Here is a 13,980-nt window from a genome sequence, read left to right as displayed (position 1 = left end):
CCCTTTACATGTTTCGAAGCCAGAAAAAGTCTTTGTCTTTAAGTATCTTTCTTCCTTCGCCCTTTGACGGAAGACCTATTTTTTCGATATCAGCATCAACCATAATTTTAACGAGATCCGAAAAATTGACACGGGGTTCAAAATCAAAACTCTTTTTGACTTTGGTAATGTCTGCACGGAGATTATCGACTTCAAGCGGACGAAAATACTTTGGATCAATCTCGACATATTTTTGATAATTCAAACCTGCATAGGCAAATGACTCTTGTACAAACTCTTCCACCGAGTGCGTTTCACCAGTTCCAATCACAAAATCACCAGATGTTTCACACTGCAGCATCTTCCACATCGCTTCAACATAATCGGGCGCATATCCCCAATCTCTTTTTGCTTTCAGATTTCCCAAATAGAGTTTGTTTTGTTTCCCCGCCAAAATACGTGCGATACTGATCGTGATTTTTCTGGTCACAAAGGATTCGCCACGCCTTGGACTTTCATGATTAAAAAGAATGCCGTTGGAAGCAAAAAGACCATAAGCTTCACGATAATTTTGAGTCGAATAGTAACCCATAATTTTCGCAACTGCATAGGGGCTACGAGGCTCAAAAGGAGTTGTCTCACGTTGAGGAGGTGGAGCACTTCCAAACATTTCACTGCTCGAGGCTTGATAAAATTTACATCCCACATTTGCTCGTCGAATAGCTTCCAACATCCGAATGGTTCCAAGTCCAACAACGTCGGAGGTATATTCAGGCATTTCAAAACTTACCTTCACATGACTTTGTGCTCCGAGATTGTACACTTCATCAGGACGAATACTGTGAAGCAAGTTCGTGAGACTTCCTGAATCAGAAATGTCGCCGTAGTGAAGAAAGAGCTTGCAGCCACTATGATGCTGATCCACATAAAGATGATCAATACGCTCTCGATTAAAACTACTGGAGCGACGCACCAATCCATGCACTTCGTAACCCTTTGAAAGTAAAAATTCTGCGAGATAACTTCCATCCTGTCCTGTGATTCCTGAAATAAATGCTTTTTTCATGCGTCATCCTTGTGGTTATAATTTTGATTTTTCATCAAGAACAGCGTTGACCATTTTTTCTGCAAGCTCTGAAAAGGTCAGCGTGTGTTTCCAATTCAATTGCTGATAAGCTTTCTGTGCATTTCCTCTCAGCGGCGTATCCAGTTTTGTGGCAAGGGTTGCATCGATTGTCACATAGTCACGCCATTGTTCAACACCAATCGCGCGAAAAGCATACGAGAGAAATTCTTCTACAGAATGAAGTTCTCCGGTTGCGAAAATATAATCGTCACTCTTCTCCTGCTGTGCCGCGAGATACATTCCATTCGCATAATCTTGAGCATAGCCCCAATCTTTTGCTGAATGAAGATTCCCAAGTGTCATTGTGGTCGATGTCCCCATCTTGATCTGAGCCACATTCCACGCGATTTTTTGTGTCACAAAATCAAATGACCTTCGAGGAGATTCATGATTGTAAAGAATGGCATTGGTCACATGCATCCCATGCTGTGCACGATAAAAACGAGCGAGTTCTGCTGCCGCAACCTTGGAAAGTCCATAAATGGATGCGGTTGAAAAAGGAGTGGTTTCATCTTGCGGTGATTCGTTTGTAGCATCAAACATAAGGCTCGATCCTGCGAACACGACTTTGGTTTCAGGAGAAGAAACATGAATGGCATGCAGAAGATTGGACGCAGAAATAATATTATTTTGATAAAGTTCTCGGGCAATCGTGAGGCGCTCAGCTTCTGTTGCCTGCGAAGAATAATGTGTTGCCGCCAAATGATAACATTCATGCGGTCGCAGGGCTGAGATCAGTGCAAGAACATCGGTATATTTTTCCAGAAGACATTCATGAGTTATGATGTCGATCCCATTTTTTTGGAGGAAAGCACAAATGCGTTGAGCATTTTTTGAAAGGGGCAGGCGTGCAATGCCATGGACTTCATATCCCTTTTTCGCAAGAAGCTCCGCAACGTAGCTTCCATCTTGGCCGAAGACTCCAGTAATAAGAGCTCTTTTTTTCACGCGGGCAAGGCACTCGCATCAAGCAAGGAGACATGGGGAAGCGGAATCACAAATTTCCCGCCATGCTTTAAATATTCTTTTTCTCTCACCATCATTTCTTGCGCAAAGTAATATGGAAGAACGAGAAAGTAGTCCGGTTTTTGGCGACGCGCCTCTTCTTCTGAAATAATCGGAATATGCGTCCCGACTGTTTCTCCATTCCATTTATATTGATTACGATCTGCAATGCAGGAGATATCTTCAGACGTAAAACCGCAATACTGTAAAATAACATTCCCTTTCGTCGAAGCTCCATAACCAAAGATCGTTTTCCCTTTTGCGCGTTCACTTCGAACAAAGCGAATGAGCTCTTCTTTCGTGTTCAAAACATCTTTTCGAAAACGATCGTAAATAGCTTCACCTGTTAAATGAAGGGCTTCTTCTTCCTTCATCCATTGTTCCATTCGCTTGTGCGCCTCTGGGGAAGGAGACGCACTCCCCTCTTTGCGCACCGAGAATCGATAGCTACTTCCATTTGCCAAGTTTTTCTCAATATCGACAATTTTCAGTCCATGCTGCTCAACGAGATAACGAAAAGGTTCGATATGATAGTATTCCAGATGTTCATGAACAATTTGATCATACATATTGTTTTGAAGCATTTCCGGGAGATCTGCCATTTGCACGATCCAGATGCCATCATCGGCTAAACACGTTGCGATATCAGCGACAAACGCATTTGGGTCTTCCAGGTCATAGAACATGGCAATACTCGTCATAATCTTTGCCTTTTTTCCTTTGGCAACACGATTGAAATTCGCCGCATTAAAAAAACCGATGACACGCGTAAATGTTTCGTTTTCTCCTCGAATATTTTCGACAGGATCAATTCCAATACGATTGAGTTTTGGATCATAATTGCTGAGCAAAGTTCCATCATTGCATCCGATATCAAGCACCGTATCTTCTGGACGCAGGTCAACTCGACGCATCGCAGATTCGACCACATCCTTGAGAACATCGCGCATAGTTTGATTGACCCCCGAACGGTACCAATATTCACGATAAATATTTGTGCTGGGATACGTATATTTCATCTGTACTAGTCCACATCCTTTTGGATTTTTTTCTTTATCGCAACGCACCACGACCAACGGCACCTTTTCTTTTGGATATCGATCTTTATTCTCCTCAGTAACTGTCACCGTGGCAAGCATCTGAGCTCCCAAATCAATGACTGGCGTCAAATGGGGAGATCCACAAATACGACATTTTTCAAGTGCAGCATAATTCATAAAGGCTCCTTAATGTAATGACATGATCACTTCCGCACATCGCGAAGCACTCTCTCCGGGTTTTATTCCCATTTGTGCGAGATATTGTTTTCTTCCTTCACCATATTTCTTTTCCATCTCTGTATTCCGGAAATAATCGCGAAGAGCCTGCACCAGTTCTTCACGCGAACGAATGCTTACGGCAGCACCTCTCTCAGCAATATCGACGAGATCTGCACCTTGTCGAAAATTCAGGAGAAAGAGCGGCTTGTCGAGATACACCGCCTCAAGTGCTGTCGTGGAATAAAGCGTAATCACAATATCTGCAGCGTTGAGCAGTTCATACGCGGAGCAATTGGTGACAAATTTAAAGTGATCTTCCTGAGAAGCAGCACGAAATTTTTGATGAATTGAAATATCTTCTTCTGGATGCGGCTTGACGACCAGAAAAATTCCATCCATGTCGTTGAGAAGTCCATAAATTGTCTCCAGAATAGTTTCATATTCGCTTTTGGTCATACCAGATTCAATCCCGCCAGTTTCCTCAGAAGCAACAGGGACTGACATAAATGCAACGAGCCGCGCATTTTTTGGAATGTTACGTATCTCACGAAATTCATTTCTCATCCTTTTATTTTGACGATAGAGATCAAAGCGTGGATTTCCGGTAACAATAATACGATGATGTTCAATACCATGACCGGCCATGATATGTGCGCTCTCGTGATCAAAAGCTCCCACGTAATCCTGGTGCAAATAATGCCATTCACTATCTTGAGGTGCAAGCATTCCATACTGCAGACAAAAGGTTTTACATTGTTTGAACTTCCCAAGAGCAGTGATACTTTTGGCTTCATAATCGGAAACATCACTGACGACAATAACCTGAGGCTTTGTTTTTTGAAGCACACGTCCAGAAAGCTCCAGAGCACGCACGGATCGCAAACACATTACTGAAAACCACTTCTGAAGCATCCATCGAAGAAAACCATGAGTTTGAATGAGATTCGTAAAAGAATTTCTTCGCTCACAATTCAGAAGACGCACACACGATAAAAGAAGATGAGGAATATATCCATATGATCGCACAGATGCCCACGTGATGTATTGTAAACGCTCATTCACAATACGTTGTGAAGGATCCAAGGGAAATTTCGTGAGAACGCAAAGTCGCTGATTCTTTCTCTTCAATAATTGTTCAATCACCGGAATAAAAGATTCAAATTGTCGCTTCACATTACACACCATTAAAACATGACAGGGAGAAATGGGTTGACGCTTTCCGAAAAAACGAAATGAAAGCATGATCTCGCGCAAAAACCATACAAGTGAACGAGCAAAAGGAAAAATCTTTTTGCCTCTCTTGTGATCTAAAACTTCAACTTCAATTTTTCTTTGGAGACACTCCTCGTAAACCACTCGAGCCACATCGTGATCACTGGAACTAAGAATCACCTGTATCGGCTGCAACGTATTGAGAAATTTTTCTGTAATTTCAAGAAGCCGAAAACTTTTTTGAAGATAGTAAAGAATCAGCGGCGCCGTATTTATTTCCAAAAACGAAACTTGCTTCAGCCTTAAAAATCCATGTTTCCGATGAAGCACCAGAAGTTCATCCAAAAAAGCTCGAGCACGAAGAGCGTAACTCATTTCTCCTTGAGAGAAATCGCCAAGATCATCAAGAGAAGTACACTCAACTCCTTGCGCTCTACATTCTTCTTGAAGCATCGGCGACACAAAGAGTCGCTTTGGAGCATGCTCTTGGATAAAAGAACGCAGTAGTTTTTTATTTCTTTCAAAAAGAAAATAGATTTTCACTTAAGAGCCTATTTTTTCTCTTTTCTTTCCAACAAGCCACCACGTTGCTCCCACAACTTCCATCCACTTTTTCCCTGAACGATCGAGGTTGCGGAAAAAATCGGGATGACGTTTTGCCCAGCTTACAAGAGCTCTTTGCCAAGAACGTGGAAGTGCAAAAAATGTCCAGAAAACCATACCGCCACGATAAACAAGATTACATCCACTGCGATCCATAGCTTCGACATATTGATCAAGCGAATAACTATTTTCATAATGAGGAAAGGGAATATAGCTTTCTGTAAACATTTTCTTCCATTGAAATGTAAAAAATCTTTTCAAAAAACGAGCAATCGTATTCCAAATTTCTGTCACCTTTCGTATTGAAAATCGTTTGGTAATAATATCGTGGATATGAATCCCACCTGGTCGAATAAAACGAGACATCGCTGTAAAGAGTTCATCAAGATCTCGAAAATGCTCTAACAATCCGAAACTCATGACCACATCATAGGACTCGGGAATGAGTTTAGAATGCAAAAGATCATCTTCGACTAACGTATAATTTTTTGCATTTTCTTTTTTGAAATTGGCTTCTGCTAAACGCAAGGCTTCGCGAGCATTATCCGTACAGGTGACCTGCATCCCCTTCTTTGCCAAATAGACAGAAACACGAGCTCCACCGCAGCCAATTTCCAAGGTTTTGATTTCATGAATTGGTTTTTTGATATTTTTTATAATGTCTTCGTACACATATTCATACTCGAGCAGTTGGAGCAGATCATCTCGCGATTGAATATGATCATCATTATAGGTGGTGGCTAATTCTTCGTAACTCACATCCCAGTTCTGAATAAAATTTCCTTTTTTCATACTTTTCTCCTTTAAGAGTGTTAATTTTTTCTAACTTTCACGACGAAAATAGAGGAAGACTGGTCCTCGTAACGCTTCCCATCCTGTTTCAGCCAAGGAAGAAGGCGGAAGATAATGAAATGTCACGGTGCGCAAAAAATCCTTTTGCATCGCACGTAAACGAGCTGCATTTCCTTGAGTTTGATGAAATCGGTTATCCAAGTGAATCGCACAAGGTTGTTTTTCTTGAACACGTTGCACCAACAATTCACGATTCATCAATCCATATTGTGCTGCTTCTGACGTCGATAATGAATCAAAATAACTAAAGGTTTCAAACTCAAGTCCAGGAGTCACTCGCATGGAGCTTTCCATGGCCACGAGCGGAGTAAACGTAAGCAGCTCTTCACCAGCAGAGCAATGTTTTTTTAACTCTGTCGCTATCTGAGCGACAATTGCAGTATCGCGAGCCGTGGAAGAGAGACGAACATCGCGGTCATGCAGCCAAGGGGCACTCAACACAAGAACAAAGGTCATTGTCGAAAAGGCATATCGTGGCATTGGAGGTGAAAACGAGAAACCCCAATCGAGAAGATGACACAGAAGATACAGCAACACAGGGAAAATATAATAGAGTTGAACCGGGTGACCTTCCGGAGCAAGAAGATACATACTTGTATTTCCGGTAACGAGAAGAAATGCGAGCCAAGCTCCACGATGTTTCGCAAGAAAAGAACGATTCAACCAAAAACGAAACTTGTACCGGGAGAAAAAAACTACAAGCAAGGGAAATCCCAAAAGCAAAAGAGGGAAAAACCAACGCACGCCAGAGAGAAGCCAATCGGACTTATAACGCAACCATGCCATCGATCCAAACTCGAGCTTCGGAAGTTCTCCCTGAAGATATTGAAAAGGATTCATACCAAAAATGATGTGATGAAAAAATTTCTCCGAAGCAAACTGTGAGAGAAGAAATGCGTGCAAGCTCACGTAAACAACGAGGCCTAACAACATCAACGACCAGCGACCCCAAAAGACGACGAAAAGATAAAGAAAAAAAACAAAGGGGAGATAATCAATCGGATAACGCATCCACTGCGCAACAACACACAAACAGGCAAAAAAAAGAACAGAAAGCCATGCTGTACGAACTTTTTCGACAACCAGAAGTATCACGATATAGAAAAAGGCCACGATAGAATAGACTTGCACGGTCGCAAAAATGTGAAGGCCATGAATATTGACGCACAGAAGTCCGATAGCCAAACAGATCAGCGCAGGTCGGACACGTCCCCATAACAGCCAAACAAGTCCACACGCAGCAAGCCACAAAAAGAGTGCTGAAAAAATTCGCAGCGTGATCCAATCAATGCTGATGAATGACTGAAAAGGGACAAAACTATAAAGAAACAGCGGAAGCCGATGATAGAAAAAATCTTCGTAAGGTCGCATTCCTTGACTGACCAAAAAGAGATCGTTGGCATACCATCCTTCATTGGTATCAAAGTTTCCAAAAACCGCCATGAACCCTAAGCCGCAGGCAAGAAGGAGGATGAGCACAAAGATACTTAGTGTGATTGTTTTGTGAGAAGCCATGTAAAACAGGAGTGAAAAGGGACATCAAGTTCGGGCCCAAGTGCACGAACGGTAAAACCGTATTGCATCATTCTCTTTTCCAAAACATCTGGCGGCATCACATTCACTCCTTCACCTCGTGTAATGCCAACCACACGAAAAAGTGTTTCTTTGAAGGTGTGAAGACGAAAGAGCATTGAATCATCAACACGGATATCGTGAAGGAGCAACTCTCCACCAGGCTTGAGCGCGCGATGAATATTGGCGAAGAGTTCATCCCAATATCGGATCGGAATGACACAGAGAACTCCAAAAAGAATGACCATGTCGAGATTGATAAAATGAAAATGTTCAAAACGTCCTTCTTGAAAATGAACATTTTCCCTTCCATTCAAGGTTGTTTTTGCCATGGTCATGCGACGAGGATCGATATCGACTCCAATGATTTCACGTTCTGGGTTTGCTAAACCGAGATAATTGCAAATGAGTCCATGCCCGCAACCGATCTCAACTATTTTCCCCTGAGCAGGAACTACCGTATTGAGAACTTCGAGAGGAAGTACCTTCAGTCGTAAACGTGTAAAGAGGCGATCAAAAAATGGCCCCATGCTTTCACGCCAATAAAGGTGACGAACTTGATCACGAATGGAATGAAGAGGATGTGTCATCTAAATGAACTCCATAATGTTGAAGAGCGTCCCAGGTTTGCGAAGAAGAAAGCACTTTTAATTCTTCCTCACGCATGTGCGTCCACTGATCCCAGCGCGAAAGCTCAGCATCGACAAATCCAGGATGGCACACAAGTTCTGAATCGCTCTCCGGAAGATGTTTGAAATAGTGCAACAGTGCTGACTGATACTGACCTTGAGGGACATACCCTACTCCGAGCAAATGTCTCTTCCTCTTCTCATGCGAACCAAAAGGAGAGAGCATCGAAAGCAACAGCGTCTTCAGACAACCACTATAGGTGTGTCGATCCCACAGCATCTGAGAACGAAGATATAATCCTCGACGAAGAAGGTTTGTCATCTGACGCGTTCGAGGAATGGAAAAACGTTTTGCTAAATGGGTGACGAGTTTTCGAATGACAGGAAAACCGTGCACGTGTTGATGCGTATCCAAATGCGTCGGCTGGAGACCAGCTCCAAGAACACGTTCGATCTGAGCCGCCCATTCCTGTTCGAGTTCAGGCATCTCAAGCTTTCCCAACACCATGCGCGAAATCAAGGGATGCAGAGCATAAAACATCCCTTGTGAGCTCACAAGTGAAGGAATCGTTTTTGGAGAAAGAAGCGGAACTCCAGAGGTCGCATTGAGATGCACTCCTATTTTCAGTCCAGGATTTTGTCGTGCGAGCAAGACCGCAGTCTCAAACGAAGGGAAATTTGCCATGAGCGAAGCAGAACGAACAATCCCCTTCTGATAGCAATACAGAATGCCACGACTCACGCCTTCGGAAATTCCGAAGTCATCGGCATTTACAAGGAGTTGTCGCACTGTATCGCCCTCTCCAATCATTCAATTTAATTCGACACAAATCACTTACCATCTTCACCGTATCCTCAAAAAAACGGACGGTTGTTTCCTCAAAGAAATAACGAAAGAAAATTGGCACCTGTTCAATCTTGAAACCGAATTTTTGCGCAATATAGAGAATTTCGACATCAAAACTAAAACGAAAAAGAGTTTGGCGCGCAAAAACGGTTTTCGCCACTTCTGCCCGAAAACCTTTAAGCCCTGCCTGTGTATCCAAAAGGCCAGGAAGCAAGAGCTTGCGAACAAGGAGATTAAAAAAACGTCCCATCACATGGCGCGTATACAGATAACGAAAAAAGGCAGGGCTGATTTCATAGCGAGATTCAGGTAACACCCGACAAGCAATAGCAATATCGGTCCCTTTTTCAAGCACCGCTAAGAGCCGAAAGATTTCACTGACGGGATAGGCTAAATCGACATCATTAAAGACCACATAATGTCCTTGCGCATGTTCGATCCCCAATCGAACGGCGTGTCCCTTTCCTCGATTACACTTGCTTTCAACGACTCGAAGCTCTGGATTTTCTTTGGCGAGCTCTTGCAGAAAGAGAAGAGATCGATCACGACTGCCATCATCGACAGCGATCACTTCCCAAGCAAAAGATTGTGTTGCAAGTTCCGCCAATACCTTCTGGACATTCTGTTTCACGAACGCTTCAGCATTGTAGACCGGAATAATTACGGAAAGATGAGTCATGATTTCACTCTCGTCAGCAGCATTCTCTGCCATCGTCCTGGAACATGGGCAATCACTTGGGTCATAAAGCTCATCCACTTTGGACATACAATTTTTTCTTCACCACGAACAATCCCTTTTATAATTCTTTTGGAGACAGCGCTCACATCCATGGCCAACCAATTCATGAGTCCCTTGGATGAAATCATAGATGTGCGAAATAATCCAGGCTCTACCACGGTAACGGTGATCGGAATTTTTTCTCGAACAAGATCCATACGTAAAGAGGTGGCTAAGTTCAGGAGCGCTGCCTTCGAAGCATTATATCCAGAAGCTTGAACCATGCCGTGATGAGCCCCCATACTCGAAATAAAAACAAGATGACCATGTTGTTGCTCTCTCATCTGCGGAAGCAAAACCTCAACCGTTCGACAAGCACCAAAAACATTCACGGCAAATGTTCGTTCTACCGATGGAAGTGAAAAGAGATGCTCTGATCGTTCTTTGATGCCAGCATTCAGAATCGCAATGTCGATGGGATATTCGTGAAGAATGCGACGAAGTTGGTCTGACCATGCTGCTTGCGTAATGTCGGCAACATAGGGATGAATATGCGATGACGTTGCCGCTAAGAGACGAAGTTTTTCTTCGTCACGTGCAATGGCAAACACGCGTGCACCTTGCGAAGCACAGTGAAGCGCCAGTTCACGCCCAAGCCCGCGACTCGCTCCCGTGATAAGGATATTTTTATCGTGAAAAAAGGAATGCTTCATTTCGTTTCACCACCGAAATACATTTTAAAAATGCTACCAAAAGAGTTCCCACCAGCAGAAACATTGCCCATCGAATGACGAGCCAGAGACCGATGATCATCACAGAAATCATATCTCCTTGTGTTTTTCTTTGAAGTTTCAAGCATAAGAGAGGATCACATTCTGCTAATGCCACTACAAAATTAAGCTTACATCGAAGAAGACTTTTAGGATCAAAAAGACGAGTCCATGGATCGAGCAACATTAAAAAAAATCGGTGTTTGAGTGCAACCTTCGATACCAGATGCGAAAAAGGACTTGGATTTGAACCGGCACAAATGCGATGCACGTTCTCTTCATACAGGGAAGAAAAAGCAGCATTCCCGGCAGACATACCAAAAAGATAGTGAACTATCCGCGTCAGTTCCTGTTTCATTCCCAACTCGCTCCATCATAGAAAAACGAAGAGACTTCTTCCACACCATCACGAATGCGCTTCACCTCTTCTTCTGTTAAACGAGTTTTCCAAATATGAATTGTTTCACGGCTATTGCGACGAGAGTCATCTCTTTTTCCAGAAAATTCCGTTGGATTAGAGGGAGAAGTATAATCGGAAATAGTCTGCTCTACTGTTGTTGTAAACGGAAAGTGTAAACGCTGATAGAGTTCTTGAAACTTTTTTTCTGGATGTTGCGCATAATCTTCATGTCGAATAAAAATCCAGTCAGGATGCTGTTGTTGATACTGATGAACTACAGAATACAAAATTTTCCAGAGAAGAATGCCGATACCAACCACATCCGGTTTACGAGGAGCTCTCTCCATGTCATGGCGAAATCGCGATAAATAGCGGTCCATTAAAAGAGGTTGTTCAAGAAGATCATTGAAGTTATAACCCCAATTCAAACTTTTCAAACTACTCACAAAAGAAGCTGGATGCCTGATCACGAGAAGCATATCGGTATGAAATTTCTGAGAAAACCATTCAGCAGAAAACAGTCCGATCGGTTCAATGTAAATCGTGCGTTCTGCTGATTGAAGTTGTCGCCTCCAAAAAACTCCCTGACGCTTCACAACACGACCTACATCTCGCGCTGAACGAATATGCGCCATCGCTCGTGCTAAATGGAAACGATTGTTCACCATACGATTCACATAAGGGAGATAGTGATGTTCATTCTCCTGACAAATATACGCATGCATTTTTTCAAAAGGAGCTTTTGCCAACTCCCAATAACGATGAAAAATTTCTTCATCTCGAAGACAAATATTTTCTCCAAGAGCCAACATCTTTCCAATCCAACTCGAGCCAGATCGGTGAGCACCAGTCACAAAAACATCTTTTTTATTTTCATCAGGAAACATGTTCCGCAATGCGTGTCGCATTTGCCATCAATGAAAAGGTAATGCTTTTTGAAGGAAGCGTTGGAAAGCCAGAACCATCGATGACATACAAATTCGGATAGGCAAAACTTGCACCTTTCGAATCGATACAGAGGATATCACGTTCTTTCGACATCGGAATCGTTCCGGCATAATGAATCCCGCTTCCCGGTTTTGGCTGAAGCATCTTCTTTTTTGGCATCCAACATCCAAGGCGACGAAAAACGCGTCGGGTATATTGACACGCTTCTTCAGCCAATGCCATTTTTTGAGGATCTGTTTGATACGTAATTTTTAAACGATCGCCGGTAATGGTTCCCCCATCAGGTTCCAAGGAAATACCATTCTCTCCATACGGTCGATCCGGAAGAAAATAAGTCGCCACACCCAGCGCTGATCGAATCTGTGCGAAGATTCGAGCTGAATCGCGACTTCCAAACGGGAGCGATTCGATGAGAGGATGATAGAGCAAACTCGAAAGCGAAAGCACTTCTGCATGAACATAACGAGGGTAGTGCGAACAGGTTTCATTCATATATCCGAGAATAAGCTTGTTAAATTGAAAATCATGAGGATCAACCTGACTCCCAAGCGCACGCCATAAAAGATAGGGGAGCTTGATGACCTGCGTATCCATCACCGACCGCGTTCGGAGCTGACGCTCTTTCCATTGAGGAGCGAACTGTGGGTCATTTTTGAGCGTTCGTAAGAAGATGCCAGCACTACTGAGAGCACCAGCACCGAGCAAAACAGTTTCAGCTGAGAGAGTATCGAATTGCTGTCGAGGGATATCGAAAAAATGAATCTTCGTCACTTTTCCGTGTTCAATCCCAAACGAGGTAACGTAGATGCCGGAGCGATATTCAAATTGTTCATACCGTCGACAGAGTTCAAGGGTGGCTGTCGGATTATAAATCGCTCCCACTCCACATCCCCACAAACAACGATTGCACGAAATACAACGGGTTGGCGAATGTGGATCTGTATCCACCGCCATTCGCGCGCGTTCCATCACGATGCGAAATTTTTTCTGCAGAAGATGTTGGTGCTCAAGATATTTTTTCCATACCTGCGCATCATGTCGATTAAGAGGTAAAAAAGATCCCCCCTCCTCCTGACGTTCACCGCAAATCGCAATGCGTTTTCCCACGCGCTCATAGGCACTCGCAAACTCCTGGGAAGAGACCGGAAAATCTCTCATGTCGTCAGCATCGTATGGCAGACAGTTCGCACCCCACGCTACTCCGAGACCGCCACGATTGTGCGAAACAATCGGAACAAATTCTTTTCCCTCAACACGAAAATAAGGATTGTGAGAGGAAACATGAAAATTTCGTACAGGAGGATAGGAAAAAATTTCTTCTCTATTTGGAGAAAGAACCCCTTCTGCATGTTCTCCGAGGAAAAAACGAAAAGGATCAGAAAGTTTTGATTTCAATTCCAAAAAATTGACTTCAGGATATGGAATCGGTTTTTCTTCTTCTCCCACATCGAGAAGGCGAACACGTTTTCCTCGCTCTAATAACGTGAGGGCCGCATGCACCGCACTCGGACCTGAACCAATCACCGTATATATCTGCTCACCCATCGCTTAATCTAAAACCTTTCGAATAAACGTCAAAAAGCAATCCGTCGATTCAGTTAACATTTCTTTCTCTGTATGAATCACAAGATCTGGATGCGTTGGTTCCTGAAACGGAACGCGCTCATCAAAACCGATCACATGATCAATCTCTTTTTTTAAAGCCTTTTGATAGAGCCCTTTGACATCTCGTTGCATCACCGTCTGTAACGATGTCTTGAGATAAATGAGAAAAAATCCTTCCCCAATTCGTTTTCGAATTTCGTTTCGTATATCTTCAAAGGGGGTAATCACCGGAACAAAAAGAAGATCGTGATGAGGACGATGCTCAAGACAGAGGGTTGCAATAATACGATTATTCTCTCGGATATCCTCTGGCGTAAAACCTAAATGGGGATTGACTTCCAGTCGCACCACATCGCCATCGAGCACTTTGATACGATATCCTTCAGCTGAAAGTTCACGGATCGCCGCATTGACGAGGGTCGTTTTGCCAGCGCCAGACAAACCGGTCATCCAAA

Annotated in this window: 14 protein-coding genes; all 14 read right to left on the bottom strand. The window is 43.3% G+C overall.

Annotated features, from left to right (window positions below; all coding sequences use genetic code 11):
• Window positions 1–4: 4 nt before the first annotated feature.
• The 14 genes from A3C46_05850 to A3C46_05785 are packed head-to-tail and all read right to left on the bottom strand — an operon-like array spanning window position 5 to window position 13,975.
• The gene (locus tag A3C46_05850; GenBank protein ID OGQ23315.1) at window positions 5–1,045 is read right to left on the bottom strand and encodes a GDP-mannose 4,6-dehydratase; all 1,041 of its coding nucleotides are present in this window, start codon (window positions 1,043–1,045) and stop codon (window positions 5–7) included.
• A 15-nt stretch (window positions 1,046–1,060) separates the two neighbouring features.
• Entirely contained in the window at window positions 1,061–2,053 is a 993-nt protein-coding gene (locus A3C46_05845; protein ID OGQ23314.1) for a hypothetical protein, read from the bottom strand.
• A complete protein-coding gene (locus A3C46_05840; GenBank protein OGQ23313.1) occupies window positions 2,050–3,327 on the bottom strand; it encodes a hypothetical protein in 1,278 nt (425 codons plus the stop codon). Before A3C46_05840 ends, A3C46_05845 begins: the two co-directional genes overlap by 4 nt.
• A 9-nt stretch (window positions 3,328–3,336) precedes the next feature.
• Window positions 3,337–5,124, bottom strand: a complete 1,788-nt coding sequence (locus tag A3C46_05835) for a hypothetical protein (GenBank protein ID OGQ23312.1) — start codon at window positions 5,122–5,124, stop codon at window positions 3,337–3,339.
• Entirely contained in the window at window positions 5,125–5,976 is an 852-nt protein-coding gene (locus tag A3C46_05830; GenBank protein ID OGQ23311.1) for a hypothetical protein, read from the bottom strand.
• Between the two features lie 30 nt (window positions 5,977–6,006).
• Window positions 6,007–7,479 carry a hypothetical protein gene (locus tag A3C46_05825; GenBank protein ID OGQ23310.1) on the bottom strand — a complete coding sequence of 491 codons (1,473 nt, stop codon included), beginning with the start codon at window positions 7,477–7,479 and terminating at the stop codon, window positions 6,007–6,009.
• A gap of 44 nt (window positions 7,480–7,523) precedes the next feature.
• Entirely contained in the window at window positions 7,524–8,198 is a 675-nt protein-coding gene (locus tag A3C46_05820; GenBank protein ID OGQ23309.1) for a hypothetical protein, read from the bottom strand.
• Window positions 8,170–9,048, bottom strand: a complete 879-nt coding sequence (locus tag A3C46_05815; protein OGQ23308.1) for a hypothetical protein — start codon at window positions 9,046–9,048, stop codon at window positions 8,170–8,172. The genes A3C46_05820 and A3C46_05815 overlap by 29 nt, the downstream gene beginning before the upstream one ends.
• Complete coding sequence (locus A3C46_05810) at window positions 8,999–9,763, bottom strand: hypothetical protein (GenBank protein ID OGQ23418.1); 765 nt, start codon at window positions 9,761–9,763, stop codon at window positions 8,999–9,001. Before A3C46_05810 ends, A3C46_05815 begins: the two co-directional genes overlap by 50 nt.
• The gene (locus A3C46_05805; GenBank protein ID OGQ23307.1) at window positions 9,760–10,515 is read right to left on the bottom strand and encodes a hypothetical protein; all 756 of its coding nucleotides are present in this window, start codon (window positions 10,513–10,515) and stop codon (window positions 9,760–9,762) included. The genes A3C46_05810 and A3C46_05805 overlap by 4 nt, the downstream gene beginning before the upstream one ends.
• Window positions 10,490–10,930 carry a hypothetical protein gene (locus A3C46_05800; GenBank protein OGQ23306.1) on the bottom strand — a complete coding sequence of 147 codons (441 nt, stop codon included), beginning with the start codon at window positions 10,928–10,930 and terminating at the stop codon, window positions 10,490–10,492. The genes A3C46_05805 and A3C46_05800 overlap by 26 nt, the downstream gene beginning before the upstream one ends.
• Window positions 10,927–11,859 carry a hypothetical protein gene (locus A3C46_05795; protein OGQ23305.1) on the bottom strand — a complete coding sequence of 311 codons (933 nt, stop codon included), beginning with the start codon at window positions 11,857–11,859 and terminating at the stop codon, window positions 10,927–10,929. The genes A3C46_05800 and A3C46_05795 overlap by 4 nt, the downstream gene beginning before the upstream one ends.
• Window positions 11,849–13,444 (bottom strand): hypothetical protein, encoded by a 1,596-nt coding sequence (locus tag A3C46_05790; protein ID OGQ23304.1) that lies wholly within the window; start codon window positions 13,442–13,444, stop codon window positions 11,849–11,851. Before A3C46_05790 ends, A3C46_05795 begins: the two co-directional genes overlap by 11 nt.
• Window positions 13,445–13,468: 24 nt before the next feature.
• Window positions 13,469–13,975 (bottom strand): adenylyl-sulfate kinase, encoded by a 507-nt coding sequence (locus tag A3C46_05785; GenBank protein ID OGQ23417.1) that lies wholly within the window; start codon window positions 13,973–13,975, stop codon window positions 13,469–13,471.
• Window positions 13,976–13,980: the final 5 nt, after the last annotated feature.

Source organism: Deltaproteobacteria bacterium RIFCSPHIGHO2_02_FULL_44_16 (genome assembly GCA_001798185.1).
Lineage (GTDB): Bacteria > UBA10199 > UBA10199 > 2-02-FULL-44-16 > 2-02-FULL-44-16 > 2-02-FULL-44-16.
The sequence above is the reverse complement of the archived record's forward strand: the minus strand, read 5'-3'. Positions and strand labels throughout refer to the sequence as shown.